This window comes from Buchnera aphidicola (Brachycaudus cardui) (genome assembly GCF_005081945.1).
GTDB lineage: Bacteria > Pseudomonadota > Gammaproteobacteria > Enterobacterales > Enterobacteriaceae > Buchnera > Buchnera aphidicola_AN.
Genome location: NZ_CP034879.1, coordinates 480107 through 506397, shown reverse-complemented (window position 1 = coordinate 506397; position 26291 = coordinate 480107). Strand labels below are relative to the sequence as shown.

At 23.2% G+C, this 26291-nt stretch carries 19 protein-coding genes and 1 pseudogene; 1 reads left to right on the top strand and 19 read right to left on the bottom strand.

The window, feature by feature from the left end; all coding sequences use genetic code 11:
- Nucleotides 1-21: 21 nt before the first annotated feature.
- From recD to D9V67_RS02315, 8 genes are all read right to left on the bottom strand, one after another.
- Nucleotides 22-1851 carry an exodeoxyribonuclease V subunit alpha gene (gene recD / locus D9V67_RS02345; protein WP_158359751.1) on the bottom strand — a complete coding sequence of 610 codons (1830 nt, stop codon included), beginning with the start codon at nucleotides 1849-1851 and terminating at the stop codon, nucleotides 22-24.
- A gap of 27 nt (nucleotides 1852-1878) precedes the next feature.
- Nucleotides 1879-5376 (bottom strand): exodeoxyribonuclease V subunit beta, encoded by a 3498-nt coding sequence (gene recB, locus D9V67_RS02340; protein ID WP_158359749.1) that lies wholly within the window; start codon nucleotides 5374-5376, stop codon nucleotides 1879-1881.
- Nucleotide 5377: 1 nt separating this feature from the next.
- Nucleotides 5378-7516 carry a hypothetical protein gene (locus tag D9V67_RS02335; protein ID WP_315984301.1) on the bottom strand — a complete coding sequence of 713 codons (2139 nt, stop codon included), beginning with the start codon at nucleotides 7514-7516 and terminating at the stop codon, nucleotides 5378-5380.
- Nucleotides 7517-7641: 125 nt separating this feature from the next.
- Nucleotides 7642-8541: an exodeoxyribonuclease V subunit gamma gene (locus D9V67_RS03250; protein WP_261979676.1), complete on the bottom strand. Its 900-nt coding sequence runs from the start codon at nucleotides 8539-8541 to the stop codon at nucleotides 7642-7644.
- 92 nt (nucleotides 8542-8633) lie between these two features.
- Complete coding sequence (gene mscS, locus D9V67_RS02330) at nucleotides 8634-9476, bottom strand: small-conductance mechanosensitive channel MscS (protein ID WP_158359747.1); 843 nt, start codon at nucleotides 9474-9476, stop codon at nucleotides 8634-8636.
- 151 nt (nucleotides 9477-9627) lie between these two features.
- The gene (fbaA, locus tag D9V67_RS02325) at nucleotides 9628-10707 is read right to left on the bottom strand and encodes a class II fructose-bisphosphate aldolase (RefSeq protein WP_158359744.1); all 1080 of its coding nucleotides are present in this window, start codon (nucleotides 10705-10707) and stop codon (nucleotides 9628-9630) included.
- A 21-nt stretch (nucleotides 10708-10728) separates the two neighbouring features.
- Nucleotides 10729-11916, bottom strand: a complete 1188-nt coding sequence (locus tag D9V67_RS02320; RefSeq protein ID WP_158359742.1) for a phosphoglycerate kinase — start codon at nucleotides 11914-11916, stop codon at nucleotides 10729-10731.
- A 109-nt stretch (nucleotides 11917-12025) separates the two neighbouring features.
- Nucleotides 12026-12616, bottom strand: coding sequence for a YhgN family NAAT transporter (locus D9V67_RS02315; protein ID WP_158359740.1), 591 nt, complete (start codon nucleotides 12614-12616; stop codon nucleotides 12026-12028).
- A gap of 358 nt (nucleotides 12617-12974) precedes the next feature.
- On the opposite strand from D9V67_RS02315, the gene asd reads away from it, so the two are divergent.
- The gene (gene asd, locus D9V67_RS02310; protein ID WP_158359738.1) at nucleotides 12975-14090 is read left to right on the top strand and encodes an aspartate-semialdehyde dehydrogenase; all 1116 of its coding nucleotides are present in this window, start codon (nucleotides 12975-12977) and stop codon (nucleotides 14088-14090) included.
- Nucleotides 14091-14216: 126 nt separating this feature from the next.
- Here asd and tusA read toward each other — a convergent pair whose 3' ends face one another.
- The 11 genes and pseudogenes from tusA to lysS all read right to left on the bottom strand — a co-directional run bounded on the left by tusA (nucleotide 14217) and on the right by lysS (nucleotide 26286).
- Nucleotides 14217-14453 carry a sulfurtransferase TusA gene (tusA, locus tag D9V67_RS02305; RefSeq protein ID WP_158359735.1) on the bottom strand — a complete coding sequence of 79 codons (237 nt, stop codon included), beginning with the start codon at nucleotides 14451-14453 and terminating at the stop codon, nucleotides 14217-14219.
- Nucleotides 14454-14499: 46 nt separating this feature from the next.
- Nucleotides 14500-15143: pseudogene (gene nadD, locus D9V67_RS02300) on the bottom strand (nicotinate-nucleotide adenylyltransferase).
- A gap of 11 nt (nucleotides 15144-15154) precedes the next feature.
- Complete coding sequence (gene holA, locus D9V67_RS02295; protein WP_158359733.1) at nucleotides 15155-16168, bottom strand: DNA polymerase III subunit delta; 1014 nt, start codon at nucleotides 16166-16168, stop codon at nucleotides 15155-15157.
- Nucleotides 16169-16205: 37 nt separating this feature from the next.
- The gene (gene leuS, locus D9V67_RS02290; protein WP_158359731.1) at nucleotides 16206-18788 is read right to left on the bottom strand and encodes a leucine--tRNA ligase; all 2583 of its coding nucleotides are present in this window, start codon (nucleotides 18786-18788) and stop codon (nucleotides 16206-16208) included.
- A 120-nt stretch (nucleotides 18789-18908) separates the two neighbouring features.
- Nucleotides 18909-19784: a CNNM family magnesium/cobalt transport protein CorC gene (corC, locus tag D9V67_RS02285; protein WP_158359727.1), complete on the bottom strand. Its 876-nt coding sequence runs from the start codon at nucleotides 19782-19784 to the stop codon at nucleotides 18909-18911.
- Between the two features lie 92 nt (nucleotides 19785-19876).
- Entirely contained in the window at nucleotides 19877-20329 is a 453-nt protein-coding gene (gene ybeY, locus D9V67_RS02280; protein WP_158359724.1) for an rRNA maturation RNase YbeY, read from the bottom strand.
- A gap of 20 nt (nucleotides 20330-20349) precedes the next feature.
- The gene (miaB, locus tag D9V67_RS02275) at nucleotides 20350-21669 is read right to left on the bottom strand and encodes a tRNA (N6-isopentenyl adenosine(37)-C2)-methylthiotransferase MiaB (protein WP_158359722.1); all 1320 of its coding nucleotides are present in this window, start codon (nucleotides 21667-21669) and stop codon (nucleotides 20350-20352) included.
- A 57-nt stretch (nucleotides 21670-21726) separates the two neighbouring features.
- The gene (thyA, locus tag D9V67_RS02270) at nucleotides 21727-22521 is read right to left on the bottom strand and encodes a thymidylate synthase (RefSeq protein WP_158359720.1); all 795 of its coding nucleotides are present in this window, start codon (nucleotides 22519-22521) and stop codon (nucleotides 21727-21729) included.
- Nucleotides 22496-23380, bottom strand: a complete 885-nt coding sequence (gene lgt, locus D9V67_RS02265) for a prolipoprotein diacylglyceryl transferase (RefSeq protein ID WP_158359718.1) — start codon at nucleotides 23378-23380, stop codon at nucleotides 22496-22498. The genes thyA and lgt overlap by 26 nt, the downstream gene beginning before the upstream one ends.
- A gap of 41 nt (nucleotides 23381-23421) precedes the next feature.
- Nucleotides 23422-24696 carry a diaminopimelate decarboxylase gene (gene lysA / locus D9V67_RS02260; protein WP_158359716.1) on the bottom strand — a complete coding sequence of 425 codons (1275 nt, stop codon included), beginning with the start codon at nucleotides 24694-24696 and terminating at the stop codon, nucleotides 23422-23424.
- 72 nt (nucleotides 24697-24768) lie between these two features.
- Nucleotides 24769-26286, bottom strand: a complete 1518-nt coding sequence (lysS, locus tag D9V67_RS02255; RefSeq protein WP_158359714.1) for a lysine--tRNA ligase — start codon at nucleotides 26284-26286, stop codon at nucleotides 24769-24771.
- Nucleotides 26287-26291: the final 5 nt, after the last annotated feature.

The following is a 26291-nucleotide window of genomic DNA, read 5'->3' as shown; positions in this document are numbered from 1 at the left end:
ATTATTAATGACTATAAGATATTATAAATAATTAATACTATCTATTTTTTTTCTATTATTAAAAATAGTTTTTATAAAAATATCTTTATTAGAAAAAATATTTAATGTTTTCCGAGATCTTGTAACGCCGGTATATAAAATATCTTTATTTAAAAAATCTGAATAAAAATTTGGTAGTACTAAAGATGTATTCATAAATTCAGAGCCTTGTGCTTTATGTACAGTAAGAGCCCAAGCCGTTTTATAGTTTTTTAAAATATTTATAGGAATATTTTGAATTATATTTTTTTCTTTTAAAAAAGAAACTTGAATAACACCTTTATTATTAATATTAGTAATACCTATATTTCCATTAAATAAATCTAGAGTTTTATTATTAGAAGTAATCATAATAGGTTTTCCTATATACCATAATTGATTATCAGCATAAAAATATTGAATTATTTTTTTTTGATACATATATTCTTCTAACTGTTTATTTAACATGTTTACCCCGAATAGACCATCATTTAACATACACAATATTTGATGATTTTGAAAACTTTCTATAATTTCATGCATATTTGATTTTTTATTTATTTTCTCCCAAAAAATATTATAATATAAAGTAATTTTTTTAATCATTTTCTGATATTCTTTCATGTTATTAATTTCATGAAAAAAAACATTTTTTATAGAGTTTGTAAATAAACTGTTTATAGTTTCTTTATTTTCGTTATATATTGCATTTGATAAGATATAAATTCCTGAATTTTTATTAAATCTATAGTTTTTCTTTAATATACATATATTATTACCTATAAAATTATTTTCCATTTTATATATTTTATTCAAAAATTTATATTTAGTGATTTTTTCAAGAATCGATAAAGTTTTATTATTATATCCATAATTCGCGTAATAAAATATTTTTTTTAAAATAGATCCTGATTCTATTGGACATAATTGATTATGATCTCCTATAAAAATTAATTTAGTATTTTTTGATACTGCATGAAATATTTTTTCCATCATTAAAAGATCTATCATTGAAGTTTCATCAATAATTAATACATCTATATCTAATAATTTATTTTTATTAAAAAAACTTTTTTGCGATATTTTTTGTATTCCTAATAGTTGATGTATTGTTATTGCGCTAGATGGAAGATAATTTTTTTCTTTTTGAAGAAGATAATAATCAAAAATATTGTTTTTTATAACTTCATTTAAACGTATTGCTGCTTTTCCAGTAGGTGCAGATAATTGAATTTTTATTTCTTTTGATGTATTTTTAATTAATGCAATAATTATTTTTAATATAGTAGTAGTTTTTCCAGTGCCCGGTCCACCCATAATAAATGTTATATTATTTATTAAGGTCAGTGCAACTGCTATTTTTTGGATATTTTTAATATTTTTAGGGAATAAATTATCTAGTATTTTTGAACATTTTTTATAATCAATTTTATTGTTTTTATTTTTATCATACAAATATTTTAAAATATTACTTTCAGCTTTCCACATCTTATAAAGATATATTTTTTTATTAAATAAGACTATAGGTGTAGGATGAGAACCATTACTGACAGATGTATGTTTTAATAGTTTTACTAATTCTACCGACCAATTTATTTTTTTCTCTAAAGTAATTAAAATTTTTTCTATAAACTTTTTATTTGTACTAGAAAAAAAATAATTTTTTTCAAAATATTCTATTGGTAAAAAAGTATAACCATTATTAGTTTCATAGCTGATACATGCTGCTACTAACATTAAAATAGAATTTTTTTTTGCAACCAATTGTGAAAAATAAAAATCAATTGGACGAATATTTTTTTTTATTACAGCTGTTTTTAATAATTTTATCATATATTAATTGTTATTCATTGTATTTTTCTATGACATTAAAGTTACTAACTTTTTTATTAGAGAATAATTAGGCATAGTATAAAATATTCCATGATTTTCTTGATTGTTTACTGCTCGTAAAAAAATATAAAAAACACCACCAAAATCTTTTTGATAGTTGTAATTTTTTATTTTTTTTTCTAAGTATTTATGTATTGCTACAGTATATATTTGATATTGTATATCATATCGACGATTGATAATTTCTTTTTTTATAGATTGCATAGAGTAAAAATTATTATCTTTTCCTAACCAGTTAGATTTATAATCTAATATATAATATTTCTTATTATAAATAAAAAATAAATCAATAAATCCTCTTAATATTCCTGTAATAGGGTTAAAAAAAAACTTTGGAGAAATCATAGATATGGAATCAGCAGACTGAATAATGTTATTGAACATTTTACTAGATAAAATTTTTTTAATAGGTAAAAAAAATTCTAATTCTGTTACATATGATTCTTTCTTTAGTTCTGATAAGATAATTTTTGTATCTTTTAATGGTATATTAATAATATTAAAAATCCATGATTTTAATGTTAAAGTCCATTTTTTTTGTATATTATATTTTTGTAAAATATCAGAGAACCAATTTTGATTTTTTTGATTTAAATAATTGATATTTTTTAGTATATAATGCATCATTAATCCTGTTTTTTTTCCGTTAGGAAAATTATGTATTGTTAGTTTTGTTATTTTTTTTTCTAGGAATATATGCTGTAATATTTCTTTTTTTTTCGTATATGTTAATAATTTATTTTCTTTTTGTAATTGAGTAAAGCTTGTGATATTCCAAGTATTATTGATATTTTTATTTAAAAAATGATATGTATATAATAAATAAATATTTTTTTTGTTAATATTTAGTTTTAACTTGCTATTTGTATTTTTAATTTCTATCAAATTATTTTGACTTAATTTATCTAAAGTGATCGATAGATTTTCATAATTCATAGTTTTGCCATTTTGTATGATATATCCTAGAGCACTATGATGAAGGTCACTATACTGTCTATTTTTTATCTTTTTTTTTGATAGGCATCCTATTCCAATACTACAGTGAACAGTTGATCTTGTAAGTGCAACATATAAAAAACGTATATCTTCTGCTAATCTTTCTTCTTCTGCTATTTTAAAATTTTTATCATTTTTTTCTATATCAAAAAATGTTTTGAAATTTTTTTTACTATGGTAGATAATATTTTTTACTGGATTAAAATCTATGCCAAAAGGTATCCAAACAATAGGATATTCTAGACCTTTCGATTTATGTATAGTAATAATTTTAACTGCTTCTGATTCATCTAGATATCTAATGTTTTCATTATAATCAGGTTGTGTTTGTTGTAAAATTTTACTTTGAAACCAACGAATTAAAGAGTTTCTTCTGTAAAAAAACCTAAATTTTTCTTGTAATAATTCTGCTATATGTAAAAAATTAAAATTTTTTTGACAGTTTATATTTATTTCTGAATCGTTTGAATTTTTTTGATAGTCTAATATTATTTTTTGAGTCATAGGAAAAATACCTATTTTTCCCCAGATGTCATAATATTCATATAATTTTGATACTAAAAAATATACAGATTCATCTTTTGACATATTCTTATTTACACATAATAATTGTTTTAAAATATGTGTTGAACTAGATTGTTGTAAAAAATTTTTATTAGTTGGTTCTAGAATAGATTGTAGTATCCAAAGTAATTCTTGAGCATCAAAAGTTTGAAATACACTATTTTTAGATGATGAGTAGATTGAATGTATATTATTTTTTTTTAATTCTTGTTGAATAAAATTAGCCTCTTTTCCATTTCTTACTAATATAGCAATATCATTAGCTTTAAGAATTTTTTCTTTATCTTTAGTTCTAATTATAGCTGTTTTTTTTATTGAGTGAGTTAGCCAATAGCTAATTTCATTTGCACATTTCTTAGAAATCCAAATCTGATAATCATCTAAATAAATTTCTTTTTCATGATTAAAAAAAAATGTTATTGGGGTTTGTGATTTTCCTTCAATAGTAAAATTCATTATTGAATTTTTTATAGCAGGAATAGTAGGAATAAATGGAATATTTTCAAATATAAAAGGTCGATTATTTTTAGAAAATAAAAAATTAATGCTTTTAGACATATTAATTGAAGATCTCCAATTAGTATCAAGATAATATTGTTTTTTTATTTGAGATTTTGCATATAAGTAAGAAAAAATATCTGCTCCTCTAAAACTATATATTGCTTGTTTTGGATCTCCAATTAGAAATAATGCTGTTTTTTTATTTTTTTTATATATAATATTAAATATTTCATATTGTTCAATATCTGTATCTTGAAATTCATCAATAAATACTGCAGGAAACTTTTGACTTATTAAATCTTTTAAAAATATTTCTTTTTTTATAGTTTTTAAGAGAAGACTTAATAAATCATTAAATCCTAATAATGATTTTTTTTCTTTTTCCTGTAGTACCAATTTAGAAATATTTTTAATAGCGTCCAATATAAAAATCTTTTTTAATGAAAAATTTTTTTTTAATATTTTTTCCGTGTCTTTAAAAATTACATGATTTAAAAGAGTTTTTTCTATAGTATTTTCTATTATCTTTTGTGTTGTAAAATATTTTAAAGAATCTGGGATTGTATAATTTTCAGTGGTAGATTTTGACCATACTGTAATAGTATTAATCCATCTAGAAATATTAAAATGATTATATATTTTTTTATTAATATGTAAGTTATTGATTGTTTTCAGTATTAATTTAGAATTATTTAACCAATTTTTTTTAAAAATTTCTATTGTTTTAATATTTTTTTGATGCAAGAGAACTATTGTTTCATTTGTAATGTTTTTTTTGAGATTTATTAGTGGTAAAGTTAAAAAAGGTTTAATTTTCTTTAAAAGATCATCTGGACCATTATAATATTGATATATTATTTTAATAATATTATCTGGTAAATCATCAAAATAGCACCTCCAAAAATCTTGTGTAGCTTGTAAATATAACTTATCTTCGTTTTCAACTATTTTTTCTTTAAAAATAGCATGAAAATGAAAAGTATGTAGTTGTAATATTTGTTGACAAAAACCATGTATTGTATATATAGAAATATTATTGATATCATTCTGTGCTGTCTTTAGTACGTCAATAGCTTCTTTAATATTATGAATTTTTTTTAAAAAAAAACGACAAAATGGATCTTTACTTTTTTTATTAACACAAGCTATATATAATTTTTCAATGCTATTTTTAATTCGTATATATAATTCTTCTTTTGCAGCATTTGTAAAAGTAACTACTAATATTTCATGTATTAACAACTTTTTAATATTATTTTGTTTTTCTCCAATACCTAATAATAAACGTAGATATAATAGTATTATTGTAAAAGTTTTTCCTGTTCCAGCAGAAGCTTCTATTAAAGTTATACCTGTCATAGATATTTTAAAGATATTTAATTGTTTCATATGATGAATATTCATATTATTTTTTACTTGTATTTTTTTTGTTTTTTAATAACGGAATTAACCATACTTTAGCTGCTTGACAAATTTTTTTTATATTTTTTGTATTTAATTTTTGAATTATATTTTTAATATAAAAATCTTCTTGTTCTCCCTTAAGATAATTATTACCTATCCATATTTCTAATAGTTTTTTATGTGCTTTCTTTTTAGAATCATTATCATTTTTAATAGAATGATTTTTTATATCATAAATTTGATCAAGCCAATATGCACCTGATTTTATTAAAAATAATGGTTCTTTAGAACCTATTATATATCCTTCTATATATTTTAGAAGATAATCATATGCTATTTTAGAATTTAAAGGATTAAAAGACCATATTCGATTTTTATCTCCTATAATTTTACTTTCTCCAGATTCACTGATAATAGAATAAATTAAATGTTCTAGCCATAAAGATATGCGATCACTATGATTAATGATATTAGGTTTCCAACGTAGTAAACCTGTTTTTTGTATTTCAGGTAAAATACCTTTTATTTGATATTTTCCAATATTTAGATTGATATGTTTTTCTGTTGTAAATATTTTATAGTGACTAACTAATTTTGCTATTGACTGCATTTCTTTTATCGTTTTACTCCAAAATACTGTTTTGAAGTAGTTATTAGGTAACTTTCCAGAAAGAATATAATATTGAAATATTTTTTTTGTATTTTCATTTTTGATCATTATATTTAATAAAGTATCTTTTATTTTAAATACATCTAACTTGTGAACTAAGAACGGTTCTGTCGTACTAATTTGTTTATTTTTCAAGTCAAATTTTATATTTAAACGATGATTACAAAAATAACGTATTGGATTTTTCCAAAAATGTATTAAATCAATTAAATGGATTGAATTGAAAATATTTTTTTTAAATGCAATATTATTTTTTTTATTTGAATCTATATTTTTATATATATCTATAGAATTTTTTATTATTAAGCAATCTATATTCTTTTTTTTGTAAAAATATTCTTTTTTATATGTTGTACATAAATGTGTAGTTATTTTTTTTACATTTTCTTGTATGCTTAAAGATTTATTTCCTATTAAATAAAAATTTAATGATATATAATTTAATAATTGATTAATTAGAACTGAAGGATATATTTTACTATCATCTTTAATAGAATATCCAACATAACTTATATAAAAATATTTTTCTGCACAAGAAAGACTTTGCAGAAATAAATAAGAGTATTTTTGATAAAAATCAGGATCACCAATTAATGAATATTTATTTAATAAGTTAAAATTATCTAAATTATTTTTTTTAGGAATGTTTTTGCCATCAGCTCCAATAAAACATATTATTTTAAAAGGAATAAAGCATACAGAAGAAGGATGACAAAAATTCACTACACCTGGTGAATAAGTTTTATTATCAATATAATTATATTTATAGTTAAATATTTTTTTTAGTATTTCAATAGAAATTTTATTATTATTATTAGATAATAAACAGTCATCTATCATTTTAATCCAATTTTTTTGAATGATTTGCATAGTACTATTTATTAGGTCATTTTTACAGAAAAAATCATTTATTAAATCTTTAGACAATGAACGCCAATATATAAGATGTTGCGGTTTTGACAATTTTTTTTGCCATTTTTTTAGCGTATTAATAAATATAATTAATTTTCCTATTAAATCTGCTCTAGAACCATTAATAAAACTACAGGCTAAAATATTATTCCACATACTTTTTGTATCATTCATAGCGTAACTAAGAATTAATTTTTCAATACCATAAAACCAGGTATTTTGTTTATTTTCAGGAAATAATAAATTATTTTTGTGTTTTTCATCAATAGCCCATCGAATATTTGCTTCTTCTATCCAATTATATAAAATACCTATTTCTTCTTCTAAAATATTAAAATGCTTTGCTATTTCTGGTATATCAAATAATTCTAGTATTTCTTTATTTTTAAAACGACTATTAGATAAGTTTAATAGTTTATTAAAAACTAATAATATTACTTCTGTTTTTTTAGAATATTTTGTAGAAATGAAAAAAGGAATTTGTTTTTTGTTTGTTATTGAAGTAAATGTTGAATGAATATATGAAATATAATCATTAAGAGAAAATGAAGTGATCACTATATCACTAGGTTTAAGATCAGCATAATTGCTAAAAAAAAATAATAATTTTTTATGTAGAATTTCAATTTCATTTTTTTTATTATAACAAATACTTATAGAAATCGATTGATCAGTTGTTTCTATTAATCTTTTTTTTTTAAAATATTATCTTTTAATAGATCATTCTTAATGTTATTTAATAAATTGTTCTCTTTATTTTGTTTAAAATTATTTATTATTTTCATTTTTTTAGAATCAGTCATATATAATTTATAATATAATTCATATTGTCCCCATAAATTCATTAGTGAATTTTTTAACGCATTGTTTTTAGATGGAGTTATATATAAAAAATAAATATTTATATAGATACTAATTTTTTTTAAAATTTGCATGTAAGAAGGGGTTAATGCAAAAGAAGAAATAATAAAACAACGATTAGGAAGATATCTTTTAATTACTTCTAGGTTTAGTGATTCTTGAAAAGAATAGAATAAATTAGAAAAATGATATCTTGATAAATGAATATTTTCATCATCATTTTTGATCATTTCTCTCCATAATTTCATTTGCCATTCGTCACTTTTATCAAAAATTGATATATTTTGTTTTTTTTCCCACAAATTAATCCAATCAGGGCGATAAAAAAGATATTTTTTAAATATATTAGCCATTAAAAATGAAAATTTAAATTTTTTTATTTTATTACTTGTTATATTAATATGTTTAAATGTCTTTTTTTTATTTAAAATTTTCATGATTTTTAAGGTCATAGTAGATTCTTTAAATGTCTTTTTTAGATTTTTTTTACATAAACAATATTTAAATAATTTCCATATAAAATCATTAGGATGAAAAAGTTTTAAATTAGAAGAAATTCCGTTATTATTAGCAATAAATATATTTAAATATTGAAATAATATTGCATTATCATTAACAAAAATTTCTTTTTCAAAAATATTATCAAGTGGTTTTTTTTCAATAATTTTAGATGCTATTGATAATAGCGTATTTAGTTTATTAGATTTATAAACGATAAACATACGAACCTATTTGTATGAAATAAATATAAAAAATTTAAAAAAGAAAATATATATAATTTATATTATCTTGATTTTTTTATAAAGATGAACATCTATTTTTTATAAAGATGAACATCTATTTGAGGATAAGGAATGTTAATATTATTTTTATCTAAAGCTTTTTTAAAGTTAGCCATCAAATCCCAGTATACTGGATTTAAATCATTAGTATTACTCCAACAGCGGACTATAAAATTTAAAGAAGATGGAGCTAATTCACTTAAACCAACAATAATATCTCGATCTTTAATTACTCTATCTTCATTTTCTATTACTGTTTTTAAAATTTTAATGACTAAATCAATATCGCTATTATATGATACACTTATAATAAACTCATTACGACGTGCAGGTTCTCTTGAATAGTTAATAATATTACCAGATATAATTTTATTATTAGGAACTACTACTATTTTCCCATCTAAAGTACGTAATGTCGTATAGAAAATATGAATATTTAGTACTGTACCTGATACAGTACCTAAATCAACATATTCTCCAGTTTTTAATGGTCGTAGAGTAACTAATAATACACCAGCTGCAAAGTTAGATAAAGAACCTTGAAGAGCTAAACCTATCGCCATACCAGCTGCTCCTAATATAGCAATAACTGATGTGGTTTGTACTCCAATTCGACCTAGTGCCGCAATTAAAGTAAAAGTAATAATAATATATCGCATTAATGCAGAAAGAAAACCAGCAATAGTAGCGTCAATACGACGTGTAATTAATACCTGATTAACTCCGTTTGATATTATTTTAGATATGAACATTCCGGCAATTAAAATAATAATTGCAGATGTTAGATTGATCATGTATTCAAATAGTAATTCTTGATTGCGTATTAACCAGTTTCCTGCATGATTAATATCATTTACTACGTTTAATTCATCCATTATTATCTCTATAATTAGTATTATTAGTAATTTTTTAATAAATGTATGATTTATATTTCAATATATGAAGTATAATATTTAGTTAAAGAATTTTCGGAGAATATTGTTAATTATTCCCCGGAATATAAAATAAATATTTTATACAGATTTTTTAAAGTATATTAAAAGCGTTCAATTCTTTAAATGATGTCTCTAATCTAATAGACATTGATTTTTGTGCTTCTCTTATCCATGATCTTGGATCATAATATTTTTTATTTGGTTTGTGTTTATCATTGTGATTTCCTAACTGATGCTGTAAAAATTCTTTATTTTTTTTGTAAAATTTTAAAACACCATTCCATGTTGCCCATTGTATATCAGTATCAATATTCATTTTAACAATGCCATATTTTATAGATTCTTGTATTTCTTGTGAATTTGAACCTGAACCACCATGAAAAACTAAATTTAATGGATTTTTTTGTAGATTATGTTTCATACTTACATATTCTTGTGAATTTTTTAAAATAATAGGTCGAAGATCAACATTTCCAGGTTGATAGACACCATGTATATTACCAAATGAGGCTGCAATACTAAAATTATGGCTAATTTTATTTAGTCTTTCATAAGCATAATTAACATCTTTAGGTTGTGTATAAAGTAATTCTTTATCTATCTTGGTATTATCTACCCCATCTTCTTCTCCTCCTGTACATCCTAATTCTATTTCTAACATCATATTAATTTTTTTCATTATCTTTAAATATTTTCTACAAGTTGATATATTTTCTTCTAAGCTTTCTTTAGATAGATCAATCATATGAGAAGTAAAAAGAGGTCGTCTATTTTTTTTATAGAAATTTTCTCCATACTCTAACAATCCATCAATCCATGATAATATTTCTTTTGAACAGTGATCTGTATGAAGTATTACTGGAACATTATAATATTTTGCCATTAAATGTACATGCTGAGCTCCAGATATTGCTCCTTTAATTGATTGTTCTTGATCAAGTAAAGATTTTTTTTGATATCCTCCCGCAATAAAAGAAGCTCCTCCATGAGAAAATTGTATGATAACTGGAGATTGTACTCTAGCAGAAGTTTCCAATACAGCATTTATAGAGTCAGTTCCTATGCAATTCACAGCTGGTATTGCAAATCCCTTTTTTTTTGCAAATTCAAATATTATTCGAGCTTCATCACCAGTTACAACACCAGGTTTAATGATATTTAGAATGTTCAATTTTTTTCCTATCTGATAAGATTAAAAGTTATAATTAATTATATTATTCAGTTTGAAGTTTTCTTCTAGAATATAAATTGCAGGTAGTTTTTTGCCTTCTATAAATTCTAAAAATGCTCCTCCTCCAGTTGAAATATAAGAGATATCATTTTTTATATTAAACATATCGATCACAGATAATGTATCACCTCCTCCAGCTATTGAAAATGCATTACTTTTTGCAATTTCTTTAGCAATTATTTCAGTCCCTTTTCGAAAATATGGAAATTCAAATACTCCGACTGGACCATTCCAAATAATTGTTTGAGATTTTCTAATAACTTTAAGAACATTTTCAATAGATTTATCACCGAAATCCATGATTTCTTCATCTTCTTTAATATTACTAGGTGATTTAATTATAGATTTTTCAGTTTTATTAAAATTTCTTCCAACACGAGAATCGATTGGTACAATAATATTGTACTTATCACGTAATTTTTTAGCTTCAAATATGAAATCTAATTCGTGTAATGATTTTCCAATTTTATAATCAATAGCTAAAAAAGTATTAGCGATGCCACCGCCTACTATTACAGTATCTGCGATTTCACATAATTTATTTAGTATATCAAATTTAGTAGATACTTTAGATCCACCGATGATAGCTGTCATAGGACGCTTTGGATTTTTTAATGCTTTTTTTAATTCTTTAATTTCTTTTATTAAAAGTAATCCAGCACATGCAATTTTAACAAATTTTCCAACACCATAAGTAGATGCTTGCATTCTATGTGCACTACCGAAAGCATCCATGATAAATATATCGCACAAATCAGAATATTTTTTAGATAGTTCATTACTGTTGCTTAATTCGCCTTTATTAAAACGAACGTTTTCTAAAATAGCTACTTCTCCTAAATCAAGTTTAATATCTTTTGTATAGTCGTTCAAAAAATAGATATTAGTTTGATGTAGTTTTTGTTTTAAATATTCAAATATAGGAAATAAAGAATATTTTTTTGTATACATTCCTTCTTTAGGTCTTCCTAAATGAGACATTATAATGACTTTAGCTCTTTTTTTAATTGCTAATTCAATAGTTGGAAGAGCAGCTAGTATTCTAGCGTCAGACTGAATGATTCCATTCTTTATAGGAACATTTAAATCACTTCTTATTAAAACGGTTTTTCCAGTTATATTTAATGAAGTCATTTTTTGAATAGTCATAATAATGCCTTTTTTATAGTAATATGCATTTTAATTATTACTTATAATAGTAGTAATAATATTTACTGTGAATTAAAAAATTATTTTATATATTTTTTATAAAAAATTTTTAATTTTTAAACCATGCTCTAATACCATCAAGAAACATTTGAGTTGAAAGCATGATTAAAACTAATCCCATAAGACGTTCTAAAGCATTAACACCTTTAGCACCAAACAATTTTAAAAATAAACCAGATAATAATAATATTATCATGGTAAAACACCATGCTATTAGTAATGATAAAACTAAATAAGACATATCATGTAGATATTGATGTGATAATAACATTAATGTTGCTAATAAAGATGGACCTGCAACTAATGGGATAGCTAAAGGTACTAAAAAGGGTTCTTCATCTGAAGAAACTCCATTATTATTTTCTTCAGAAGGAAAAATCATTTTAATAGCAATTAAAAATAAAATAATACCACCAGATATAGAAACAGTTTCAGTTTTTAAATTTAGAATAATAAGTATTTTTTCTCCAACAAACAAGAATAATAGCATAACAATTAACGCTATCACCATTTCTCGTATAATTATGATTCTTTGTCGTTTTGCTTCTAGATGTTTTAATACTGTCATAAATATTGGAAGATTTCCTAAAGGATCCATAATTAGAATCAGTAATATAGTAGTAGAAATTATTTCAGTCATTTTAATTTATCATATCCTTTTAAAATAGAAATTTTTATATAAAACGTTTTAACTTTTTTGAATAGATGCTATAAATAAATGTTTTATTAATTTTATAAAAAAACAATTATATAAATATTTTTTAATATAAAAGTATAATTTTATAGTATATTTAAAATTAAAATAGAGTTTTCTATTTCAATATTTTTAATAAAATTTTTTTAACATCTTATATTGAGTATATATTTTTCTTATATTAAATTTATATTTAATTAACATTCTTTTACTTATTATCTTAAGGAGCCGGAAAATTTTATTTTAAATAAATTAATTATCATAATTAAAAAAATTATTTTTAATGTAAATAATCCGTGTATTAATGATGAAATGTGTTGGATTAATTGGTTGGCGTGGAATGGTAGGATCAGTTTTGTTAAAACGTATGGAAGAAGAAAATGATTTTCTAAACATTCGTCCTATTTTTTTTTCAACATCTCAATGTGGTCAAGATATTCCTATAATCAAACACGTATTACCTGATACTTTAAAAGATGCGTATGATATTGATTTATTAAAACAAATGGATATTATTATCACGTGTCAAGGTAGTCTTTATACTCAAGAAATATATCCAAGATTAAAACAATATAGCTGGAAAGGTTATTGGATAGATGCTGCTTCTCTTTTAAGAATGGAAAATGATTCTACAATTATATTAGATCCAGTTAATTATGGTGTAATAAAAAATTCTATCAGTAATGGAATTAAAACTTTTATAGGTGGCAATTGCACAGTTAGTTTAATGCTTATGTCTTTAGGTGGTTTATTTCAAAGAGAATTAATTGAATGGATTTCTTTTTCTACCTATCAAGCAGCATCTGGTGCTGGTGCGCGTCATATGATAGAGTTATTAGAACAAATGGGAATGTTATATAATTCTATTTCTCAAGATTTATCTAATCCATCTTTATCAATTTTAGATATTGAGCGTAAAGTAACGCAAATATCTCGTAGCGATGAGTTTCCTATTAAAAATTTTTCTATACCATTAGCTGGTAGTTTAATACCTTGGATTGATGTAGAAATGAATAATGGACAAACTCGTGAAGAATGGAAAGGTCAATCTGAAACTAATAAGATTTTAGGTTTTAAAAATAAGTTTTTAATTGATGGTACATGCGTACGAATTGGTTCTCTTAGATGTCACAGTCAATCATTTATCATTAAATTAAAAAAAGATTTATCTTTAGAGAATATTGAAGACATCATTGCTAATCATAATGATTGGGTAAATATCATTCCTAATACTGTAGAAGATACATTATCAGAATTAACTCCATCTGCTGTAACTGGTACATTAAAGATACCAATAGGTCGTTTGAAAAAATTGAATATGGGTACGAAATATATATCTGCTTTTACTGTAGGAGACCAATTATTATGGGGTGCTGCGGAACCTTTAAGAAGAATGTTAAATATATTAATTAATATATAATATTTTTTGAAATTGAATAATTATATTAGTAATATATACACTATATTTTTTATATATTTTAATATATTAAATTTTAAGTGTATATATTCAATATTTTTTGATAATTTGAATTTTAAATTTTGTAATTTATAATCCTTTTTTTAATAAATAACGATACGGTTTAATTTTAATTTCATGTTCGACTAATTGATGTTCCATAAAATAACAAAAATTTGGAATATCTCTTTTTGTAGATGGATCATCTGCTACAACTAATATTTTTTCATTTTTCTTCATTTTTCGAAGTGTTTTTCGAATAACCATAATTGGTTCTGGACATCTTAGTCCAATTAAATTTAATATTGTATTATTATTTTTTTTCATGATTGTATTAAAATATTTTTTTAAAAAATTAGTAAATATAATTCTACTATACATTATAGTATAATTTTTTTGATATAATATATTTATGTACTATTGGCGGTAACAGTCCATATGAACTTTTACCAGAAGAATAGTTTCTTCTTATTTGACTAGAAGAGATATTGATAATATCAATATCTAAAAAAAAAACAAATCCAAATGGTTTATGATGTAGTAAATTAGAATCTCTTATAATATGAGAGTCAATCCATTTTTTTAATGCATAATTGTTTTTTTTTTTGCATATTTTCGAGGACAAATTAATAAGTGACTGTATGATAATATTGTTTTCCAATCTTTCCATAAAGTAAACTTGTAAAAGTTATCTTCTCCTATTATAAAACATAAAGATTGTACAAAACCAATTTTTTTTCTAATTTTCTTTAATGTATCTATAGTGAAGAAAATATGTTTTCTTTCTGTTTCTAGATAAGATACTTCAAATAAAGAATGATGACGAATTGCAAGTTTAATCATATTAATTTTATCTGTTATAGATGTTTTTGTTTGATCTCGATGTGGAGGATTATTATTTGGTAATAATATTATTTTTTTTATAGATAATTTTTGTGCTAATTTTTCAGCAGAATAAATATGACCATAATGAATAGGATCAAAATTTCCACCAAATATTACATGTAATTTTTTCATTTTTAATTTTTTTATGTATAAAATACAAGTGAACTTAACATTAAAGTCAATTTTTGTAATTGCATCCATACAGAATTATTATATTTTTTTTTAATATTTATTTCTATATTTACTAGAATTCTAATTGCTTTAAAATAATTTTGATTATTAATTTTTTTTAAAGCATACATAAAAAATTTATGTCGTGCACTTGAAATGTTGTATTGTTTTAATAACATATTAATGTTTATATTTTTTTCACGATTCATATAAATTAATTTTAGTAAATCTTTTTGCAAAGAACGTATCAAAATAAGAGGATTATGTCTTTTTTTATGAAATGTATTTAGAATATACATAGCCTTTTTTATTTGGCCTTGAAAAATAGCATTAATCCAATGTAACTCTGAAAAATTAAAAAAATCAAGAATAATTTTTTTAATTTCATCTACTGAAATACAGGTGTTAGGATATGTCATTAATAGTATATCTAAAATTTTATATATAAATAAAGTATCTCCTTCATAGTATTTACATAATAAAAAAAAAGCTTTTTTTTCTATATTTATATTTTTCTCTTCAATTTCATATAAAACCCAATTAGTGAAATTTAAATTATAGGGTGTAAAACAAGAAACTATATTACTATTAAGTTGTAATGTATGTAATATTTTTTTTATTTGGCTAGATCCTGATAGATGATTTAATTTTAATATTATTAAAATGTCTATATGTAATAAAAAAGATATTTTATTGATATTTTTAATTAATACAATATTAAGTGTGTTAATAATAAAATTAATAATTAAAATTGTTTTGTTAAAAAATAAATTTCTTGTTTGACAAAAACGAATCACTTTCTCCCAATCTTTATTCTGTTCTATATCAATAGTGATTGTTTCTATAAATCCTTTTTGATTGGCATATTTTAAGATTAAATCTTGATTTTTATTTATTAAACAAAAATCTTCTCCTAAAAGAACATAGAAAGAATATAAATTTTTAATTAAATGTTCTTTTAGTTGTGCTGGTTGTATAATATTCATTTAAGGTCATGATGTTATTTTCAAAAAGATTATTGTATTATGATGTTACAAAATTTATAATTTTATGTGGAATATATATTATTTTTTTTATTTTTTTATCTTGTAAATATTTCTTTATAACTATTTGATTTTGAGCTAGAAAAAAGACTTCTTCTTTATTTAAAATATTAGATATTTCTATAGTATTTCTTTTTTTTCCATTAATTTGAATAATAAGAATATTATGTTTTTTTAATATTATTTTTTCATTATAAATAGGCCATTTTTCATGATCGATAGAAATTTTTTTATTAAAATATTTCCAAACAAAAAAGCAAAAATGAGGTGTAAATGGATAAAGCATTTTAATTATAGCAATTAAAGATTCTCTTAAAATAGATTTGTCTTGTTCTTCTTCCATTGGAGCTTTTACTAGTCGATTTACTAGTTTAATAATTGCGGAAATAGCAGTATTAAATGATTTTCGACGACTTATATCATCAGAAACTTTTTTTATGGTTTTATGTAATTGACAACGTAATTCAGTTTGTTGAGAATTTAAATATTTAAAATTCATATTTTTATGTGTAGTGCTTATTTGAATATATTGAAATATTAATATCCATAATTTTTTTAAAAAACGATGGATTCCTTTTAAATTTGATTCATTCCATTCTAAAGATGCTTCTACAGGAGCAGCAAACATAATAAACAAACGAATTGTATCAGCACCATAACGTCTAACTATTAATTCTGGTTCAATACCATTATTTTTAGATTTAGACATTTTTATCATTCCTGCATAAACTAGTTCTTTACCTTCTGTATTATATGATCTAATAATTTTACCTTTTTCATCACGCTTTTTTAACACAGATGATGAGTGAATCCAATTCCTTTGGGAATGGTCTCCTATTTCATAAAAAGCTTCAGAAAGTACCATTCCTTGGCATAATAAATTTTTTACTGGTTCATCAAAATTAACTAATTTAAAATCACGTAGTAATTTATTATAAAATCTAAAATACATTAAATGCATAATTGCATGTTCTATCCCACCAATGTATTGATCAACAGGAAGCCAATATTTAGATGCCCTTGGATCAATCATACCTTTATTAAAGTGTGGACAAGTATATCTTGCATAATACCAAGATGATTCCATAAATGTATCAAAAGTATCTGTTTCTTTAATAGCCGTATGACCATCAATAAAAATTTTAGTCCATTTAGAATTAGAATTAATATTTTTATCTGAAGTATGTATACTATTTGTAATATCTGGTAAAAGAACAGGTAGTTTATCTTCGGGAATGGGTATAAATTTTCCATTTTTTAATTTTGCCATGGGAATGGGTGCTCCCCAGTATCTTTGTCTAGATACACACCAATCTTGTAGTTTATATTTAATTTTTTCCTTTAATATTTTCTTTTTAAATAGTATTTTTTTTATTTCCTCGGTACTTTCTTGGAAATTTAGACCGTTAAATTCTTGAGAATTAAATAATATTCCCTTTGTATCTATAAATGAAGTATGTTTCTTTAATTTTTGTGTTTCAGAATTTAAAATGACATACTTTACTTCTAAATTATACTGTATGGCAAAATTCCAATCATTTTCATTATGTCCAGGAACAGATAATAATGCTTTTGTTCCATATGATTGTAGAGTAAAATTAGCAATCCAAACGGGTATTTTTTTTTCTATAATTGGATGAAACACAAACATATTAGTATTAATACCTTTATATTTTACTTTTTCTATTTCTTCTTTAGAGAAATACTTATATTTTTGTAGAAAATTTTTAATAAGAATATTTTTTTTAGATAAATCTGTAGATAATTTATGACAAGGAGATATTACAACAAATGTAGAACCCATTATAAGATCTAATCTATTAGTAAATACCTTTAATTTTTTATTATTATTTAAAATACTTAAAGTAATTTCAAATCCTTTTGTTCTGCCGATCCAGTTCCGTTGCATATTTTTTACATTTTCAGGCCATTGATTTAATGTTTTTAAATCTTGATATAAAGATTCAGCATAATTTCTTATTTTTATAAACCATTGAGGAATTTTTTTTATTTTGATTTTATTCTGACATCTCCAACAACAACCATCAATTACTTGTTCATTCGCTAAAACAGTGTTGTCATAAGAACACCAGTTTACAAAACTATTTTTTTTATAGACTAAATTTTTTTCATATAATTTTGTAAAAAACCATTGTTCCCATTGATAATATTCTGGCTTACATGTAGTTATTTCTCGGCTCCAATCATAACTAAAACCTAATGATTGTAATTGTTTTTTCATATGTTTTATGTTGTTATCAGTCCAAGCTGAAGGAACAGTATTATTTTTTATAGCAGCATCTTCAGCAGGTAGTCCAAAAGCATCCCAACCCATAGGTTGTAAGACATTTTTTCCTAACATTCTTTGATATCGAGCAATAACATCACTAATAGTGTAATTTCTTACATGACCCATATGTAATTTTCCAGAAGGATATGGGATCATTGGTAGACAGTAATATTTTTCTTTTTTAGGATCTTCAGTTACTTGAAAGGTTTTATTTTGTTTCCAATATTCTTGCACATATAATTCTATTTTTTCGGGCAAATATTCTTTTTCCATTTTTTATCTCAATCATAAAATATGTAATTAATATTATTTTTCTAATATTAATTAGAAAATCATTTTTTATATTTATTTGTTGATGCTTTAAAAATATTTAACAATAAAATATTATTAACATTATTTTTCTTTTAAAATTGGTATTTTATTATCTGGAACAGTGACATGTATTTGTATAACTTTGCTACTATTTGCTATAGATATTTTAAAAGAGTAATCATTAATATTAATACTTTCACCACGACTTGGTAAATGACCAAATTCCTTCATCACTAATCCTCCTATTGTATCTACTTCGTCATCTTTAAAATTAGTACTGAACGTTTCATTAAATTCTTTAATTTCTGTCAGTGCTCTAACAGAAAATGTAGATTTTTGTAGTTTTCTAATATTAATTTTTTCTTCATCATCATATTCATCTTGTATTTCTCCAACAATTAATTCCAGTATGTCTTCTATAGTCACTAAACCGGAAACAGCTCCAAATTCATCTATTACTATTGCCATATGATTTCTTTTTGATCGAAATTCTTTTAACATTCTATCTACATGTTTACTTTCTGGAACTACAACTGCTGAGCGTAATATATTTTTAATACAAAAAATACCTGTAGAATTTCTCATAAAAGGTAATAAATCTTTAGCAATTAAAAATCCTTCAACATAATTTTTATCACTACTCATAACTGGAAAACGTGAATGTGCAGATTCAATAATAATGTCAAGACACTTATTTAAATTATAATTTAATTTTAATGTTATCATTTGTGTTCTTGGAATCATTATTTCTTTAATTCTTTTTTTTGCAATATGTATGACTCCTTCTAGCATATCGCAAGTATCTTGATCAATAAGTTCATTTTGTTCTGAATCACGAATTAGTACTAACAGTTCTTCTCTATTTTTAGGTTCATCATGAAAAATTTGATTCAATAAGATAGAAAAAAAACCTTTTCTATTTATTTTATCGCAGTTTTGTGAATGATTATCACTCATAGTATTAGATTATCTATTTTGAAAATATGTTATGCTATTCTATGGTAGAAAAGCGTGAGTTAAAATATTTTTTATAAAAGATTAATAAAATTTTAAATGTGTGGTTGTTTATAATTTAAAGATAACATTATTTTATTTTCTATTTTTTCCATCATATATGCTTCTTTAATATTTTTATGATTATATCCTAATAAATGAAGCACTCCATGTATTGTCATATGAGCCCAATGTGATTCTAATTTTTTATTATATCTAGAGGCTTCTTTTTCTATTATTTTTTTGCATAAAACTAAATCTCCTAATAATTTATAATTGATTGTTACGTATTTATTAAAAGGAAATGATAAAACATTTGTTGCTTTATTTTGTCCTCTATAAATATAGTTTAAATATTTGATTTCTAATTCATTTACGATTCTAATCGTTATTATATTGTTTTTTTTTACATATAAAATTTTTTGTATCCATTTTTTAAAAAGATATTTTTGAGGTATATGTTGATTTTCTATACAACTGCATTGAAGGTTAATAATAATTTTTTTCATATATTTTTTATTTTAATTATTTAAATTATTCGTCCTTTTAATGAATGTGTATGTATTTTTTCAATTTTTAAATTAACAAATTGACCGATTATCTTAGGTGATCCTTGAAAAGTAACAATTCTATTATTTTCTGTTCTGCCATATAATTCTATTGCATTCTTATTAGATACACCTTCTACTAAAATAGACTGTATACTTCCAAACATTTTTCTACTCCATAGCATGGTTTGAATATTAATGCGTTCTTGTAAGATATATAATCGTTTTTTTTTCTCTTGTATAGTAGTATTATCTGTCATTTCAGATGAAGGTGTTCCTGGTCGGTTAGAGTATATAAAACTAAAACTCATGTCAAAATTTATCTTTTTGATGAACATCATCGTTTTCTCAAAATCTACTTCAGTTTCTCCTGGAAAGCCTACAATAAAATCAGAACTAATTTGAAGATTTGGTCTTGCAATAAGAAGTTTTTCTACAATAGACTGATAGTCTTCTATTGTGTATGAACGTTTCATTAATTGAAGTATTCGATTAGAACCACTTTGTACAGGAAGATGAAGAAAACTAACTAATTTAGGTGTATCTTGATAGACTTCAATAATATCGTCTGTAAATTCTAAGGGGTTACTAGTCGTAAATCGAATTCTATCAATACCATCTATTTCAGCAACTAATCTTATTAATTCTGAAAAATAGCAAATTTTTCCATTAAAAGTTGGACCTTGATATGCATTAACATTTTGTCCCAATAAATTTATCTCTCTGACACCTCGTTCTGCTAATGTTGATATTTCAAATAGAACATCATCACATGGTCTACTGATTTCATTTCCTCTTGTATACGGTACCACACAAAAAGAACAGTATTTATTACATCCTTCCATAATAGAAACTGATGCTGTATATGTTGTTTTTTTAGGTAGCACAGCATATTTGAATTTTTCTAATTTAGGAAAAGTAATATCTATAGATAATTTACGAAGTTTTTCTACTTCAGAAATCATGTGAGGTAGTTTATGTAAAGTTTGAGTTCCGAATATTATATCTACGTAATTTGCTCTTTTATAAATTTCTTTGCCTTCTTGAGTAGCAACACAACCTCCTACTGCAATAATAACTTTCGAATTTTTATTTTTAATTTTTTTCCATCTTCCAAGTTGATGAAAAACTTTTTCTTGAGCTTTTTCTCTTATAGAACAAGTATTTAATATTAAAACATCAGCGTTTTCTGGATTCTTAGTAAGAAAATATTGATTTTTTTCTTGCAATAAAGAAACTATCATAGATGAATCATATTCATTCATTTGACAGCCCCAAGTTTTTATATATATATATTTCATATTATAGCGATAGTTCACTTAAGTTGATGTATAAATATCTTTTATTAAATATAAACTTTATATAGATATTTTTGCTTTGATAGAAGGATAGGGATGATATCCAACAATTTTAAAATCTTGAAAGGAATATTTAAATAATGATTGAGGTTTTTGAGTAATAATTAATTTTGGAAGTGATCTAGGAGTTCTAAGTATTTGTTTTTTTGCTAATTCTATATGATTATTATATAAATGAACGTCTCCACCTGTCCATAAAAATTCTCCTACTTCTAAATCACATTGTTGTGCTATCATATGTATGAGTATTGCATAACTAGCTATATTAAAAGGTAATCCAAGAAATACGTCACAAGAACGTTGGTATAGCTGACAACTTAATTTTTTTTTAAAGACATAAAATTGAAAAAGAACATGACAAGGTGGTAACTTCATTTTATGTATTTCTCCAACATTCCAACTAGAAACTAAAATTCTACGAGAATCTGGATCTGTTTTTATCTGTATTAATATATTCTTAATTTGATCAATATTATTATTTTCTAATGTATTCCAGCTTCTCCATTGTTTTCCATAAATTGGACCAACATCTCCAAATTCATCTGCCCAATGATTCCAAATAGATATTTTATTTTGTTTGAGATATTTAATATTAGTCTCACCTTTTAAAAACCATAAAAGCTCATGTATAATAGATGGAATATGACATTTTTTTGTTGTAAGAAGTGGAAAACCTTTTTTTAAGTTAAATTTCATATTATAACCAAAAATAGATAGAGTTCCTGTACCTGTACGGTCTTTCTTTGAATTGCCAGTTTTGATTATTTTTTTAATTAATGTGAGATATTGTTTCATTTTTTTCAATAATCCAGTTTTTATAAAAAGTTTTAAACATAATAATTAATCCAGTAATAATCATTGGTATTGATAATATTTGACCCATACTAATTATATTCTTAAATAATCCTATTTGAGGATCAGGTTCTCGAAAAAATTCTACAATGATTCTAAATACACCGTAAAAAATTAAAAATAAACCACTTACACTTCCTATTGGCCTATCTTTTTTTGTAAAAAAATATATTATAAAAAATAAAACTACTCCTTCTAAAAAAAACTCATATAATTGTGAAGGATGACGTGGTAATGCTCCATATTCATCTAAAAAAGGCTTTAATTCAGGATATTTTTTAACTTTTTCCAAATCTTGATTTAGAGAGTTAGGAAAAATCATTGCATATGAAAAATTTATTGATACTCTACCCCATAATTCACTATTAATGAAATTACCTAATCTTCCAGCACCTAAACCAAAAGGTATTAATGGAACAATAAAATCAGATATTTCTAATATTTTTTTTTTATATTTTAAAGAAAAATAAAACATTGTGATAACAGCACCAATTAATCCTCCATGAAACGACATACCACCTTTCCATATATAAAACGAATACAATATATTTTGGGAAAAATATGAAAAATTATAGAATATAATATATCCTATTCTACCTCCAATACAAGATCCTATAAAAATAGCATATAATAATGTTTCTATTTTTTTTTTATACCATATTTGTTTTTTTTTGATACTATTTTTTTTTCCATACCATATAGCAAATAAGAAACTAATAAGATACATAAAGCCATACCAATGAGCAGAGATAGGACCAATAGAAAAAATAATAGGATCAATATTAGGAAAAATAATATACATTGTTTAAGTCATATCCTGTTAAGTGAAAAATATTTTTTATATTAATTTAATATTATTTTTTTAAAAAAATATTGTTTTTCTAAATTTAGTATCTCTTCTATTTTTTGACGTCTTCGAATAATAAAAGAATTGTTATTATGTAATAATATTTCTTGAATTAGTGGTCTTGTATTATAATTCGATGACATTGAAGCACCATAAGCTCCTGTATCATGAAAAATTATATAGTCTCCTACATAAATAATTGGTAATTTTCTAGTTTGTACTGTTCCCCCTTCTTTTTGTGTAAAAATATCTCCTGATTCACATAGAGGACCTCCAATAATAGTATCTATTGTTGTTTCTTCGTCTATATCTCTATTATCTCCAGAAATGACTGAAATATGATGATAACTACCGTACATAGCAGGTCTCATTAAATCATTAAATCCAGCATCAATTAAAACAAAATTTTTACTTCCCATTTTTTTTACAGCCCATACTTTTGAAATTAAAATACCTGATTCAGCAACTAAAAATCTTCCAGGTTCTATTTCTAATTCAATTTTTTTTCCTAAAAATTTAGAAATTTTTTTTCTTGCTGTATCCCATAACACAAAGTATTTATTTATATTTATTGGTTTATCATTAAAATTATAAGGTATAGGTAATCCACCACCAGCAGAAATAGATGATATTTTTTGATTTAATTGATATACATGTTCTATCATAGATTTACAGACTTTTTTTAAATGTACATAGTTGACTCCAGAGCCAATGTGCATATGTAAACCAATTAATTTGAGTTTATATTTTTTTATAATTGGAATAGCTAGCGATGGTTCCCAAATACCGTGTTTACTATTTTCTCCTCCAGTATTAGTTTTTTTGCTATGTCCATATCCAAATCCAGGATTAATACGCAACCAAATATGATGACCTGGAGATATTTTTCCTATTTGTGTCAACATATCTAGAGATCCAGCATTAACTGGTATTTTGTAATTTACAACTTTAGATAAAGTTTCTTTGTCTAAAATATCTGCAGTAAATATTATTTCATTTGTATTTGGTTGAAATCCAGATAATAATGCTCGTTCAATTTCTCCTAATGAAACTGCATCTATTTTTATATTTTTGTTTTTCATTAAACGTAATATATTAATATTTGAACAAGATTTTTGAGCAAATCTAATCACATCAAAATTTTTTAATAGTTTTATTTTATTGTAAATAATATTAGAATCATACACCCAGAATGGTGATTGATATTTTTTAATTAAAGCCTTGATCTTTTTAAGATGAAATTTTTGTTGATAATTGGGATACTGTAGCATTTTATTTCCTATAGGTTATTAAAAAAATTTAGTATTTATATGCTTTAAATATAACGTTTTTATTTATAAAAATTATTTTTTATATGGACGAAGTGTTGGAAATAAAATTACATCACGAATACTAATTTGATTGGTTAATATCATTACTAAACGATCTATGCCAATACCTAATCCTGATGTTGGTGGTAGACCATATTTCAATGCTTCTATATAGTCTTGATCATAAAATATATTTTTATTATCTTTTTTGTTTGATTTTTTAATTTGATTTAAAAATCTATTTTTTTGATCTTCAACATCATTTAATTCTGAAAATCCATTTCCTATTTCATATCCAGCAATAAAAAGTTCAAATCTATCAGTTACGTCTGGATTAATATTATTACGTTTTGCTAAAGGAGATACTTCTACTGGATATTCAGTAATAAAAGTAGGTTGAATTAATTTTTTTTCTACTGTTTTTTCAAAAATTTCAGTTTTTATTTGACCAATTTCCCAGTTTTTTTGTATTTTAATACCGATAGATTTTGCAATATTTTTTATTTTATTAATGTTTTCTAAATCAGATAATGTAATTTCAGGATTAAATTTTAGAATTGCATCCTGCATAGTTAGTCTATAAAATGGTTGATTAAAATCAAAATTATATTCATCATATTCAATGATGGTATCTTGAAAAAGTAATTTTGTGATACTTTTAAAAAGTTTTTCTGTGAACTTCATCATATCTTCATAATTTGAATATGCAATATATGCTTCCATCATTGTAAATTCTGGATTATGACGAGTAGAAACTCCTTCGTTACGAAAATTTCTATTAATTTCAAAAATACGTTCAAAACCACCAATAATTAATTTTTTTAAATACAATTCAGGAGCTATTCTTAAATACATTTCTGTGTTAATTTCATTGTGATAGGTAATAAAAGGACGAGCATTAGCGCCGCCAGGAATATTTTGTAACATTGGAGTTTCTACTTCTAAAAAATTATTTTCTATCATGAAATTTCTAATATGCATAATAATATTAGAACGATTTTTAAAAATATTATATGATTTTTTGTTGCTAATTAGATCTAAATATCTTTGTCTATAACGTATTTCTTGATTAGATAATCCATGAAATTTATCAGGTAAAGGTTTTAGTGATTTGTTAAGTATTTCTAAATTATGACAATATATAGATAGTTCTCCAGTTTTAGTTTTAAATAATATTCCAGTTACACCTAAAATATCTCCAATATCCCATTTTTTAAAATGATTGTTATAAAATTCAGAAGATATTTTTTTTTCTTGTATATAAACCTGTATTATTCCTTCTATATCCTGTAGTGTAAAAAAAGATGCTTTTCCCATAATACGTCTTTGTATCATACGTCCAGCAATAGCGACTGTAATATTTAATTGTTGAAGTTCGTTAATATTTTCATTTTGGTATTTATGATGAATTTCTTTAGAAGTAATATTTTTTTTAAAATTATTTGGAAAAGAAAAACCCATATTTTTCATATGAGACATTTTTATTTTTCTAGTTTGTATCTCATTATGAATTATATTTTTATATTGATCATTATTTTTTGTGTCTGACATTATTT

Coding starts and splice junctions, on each gene's coding strand:
- recD (WP_158359751.1), bottom strand. CDS start 1,851: ATGATAAAATTATTAAAAACAGCTGTAATAAAAAAAAATATTCGTCCA.
- recB (WP_158359749.1), bottom strand. CDS start 5,376: ATGAATATTCATCATATGAAACAATTAAATATCTTTAAAATATCTATG.
- D9V67_RS03250 (WP_261979676.1), bottom strand. CDS start 8,541: ATGTTTATCGTTTATAAATCTAATAAACTAAATACGCTATTATCAATA.
- mscS (WP_158359747.1), bottom strand. CDS start 9,476: ATGGATGAATTAAACGTAGTAAATGATATTAATCATGCAGGAAACTGG.
- D9V67_RS02320 (WP_158359742.1), bottom strand. CDS start 11,916: ATGACTATTCAAAAAATGACTTCATTAAATATAACTGGAAAAACCGTT.
- D9V67_RS02315 (WP_158359740.1), bottom strand. CDS start 12,616: ATGACTGAAATAATTTCTACTACTATATTACTGATTCTAATTATGGAT.
- asd (WP_158359738.1), top strand. CDS start 12,975: ATGATGAAATGTGTTGGATTAATTGGTTGGCGTGGAATGGTAGGATCA.
- tusA (WP_158359735.1), bottom strand. CDS start 14,453: ATGAAAAAAAATAATAATACAATATTAAATTTAATTGGACTAAGATGT.
- holA (WP_158359733.1), bottom strand. CDS start 16,168: ATGAATATTATACAACCAGCACAACTAAAAGAACATTTAATTAAAAAT.
- leuS (WP_158359731.1), bottom strand. CDS start 18,788: ATGGAAAAAGAATATTTGCCCGAAAAAATAGAATTATATGTGCAAGAA.
- corC (WP_158359727.1), bottom strand. CDS start 19,784: ATGAGTGATAATCATTCACAAAACTGCGATAAAATAAATAGAAAAGGT.
- ybeY (WP_158359724.1), bottom strand. CDS start 20,329: ATGAAAAAAATTATTATTAACCTTCAATGCAGTTGTATAGAAAATCAA.
- miaB (WP_158359722.1), bottom strand. CDS start 21,669: ATGAAATATATATATATAAAAACTTGGGGCTGTCAAATGAATGAATAT.
- thyA (WP_158359720.1), bottom strand. CDS start 22,521: ATGAAACAATATCTCACATTAATTAAAAAAATAATCAAAACTGGCAAT.
- lgt (WP_158359718.1), bottom strand. CDS start 23,380: ATGTATATTATTTTTCCTAATATTGATCCTATTATTTTTTCTATTGGT.
- lysA (WP_158359716.1), bottom strand. CDS start 24,696: ATGCTACAGTATCCCAATTATCAACAAAAATTTCATCTTAAAAAGATC.
- lysS (WP_158359714.1), bottom strand. CDS start 26,286: ATGTCAGACACAAAAAATAATGATCAATATAAAAATATAATTCATAAT.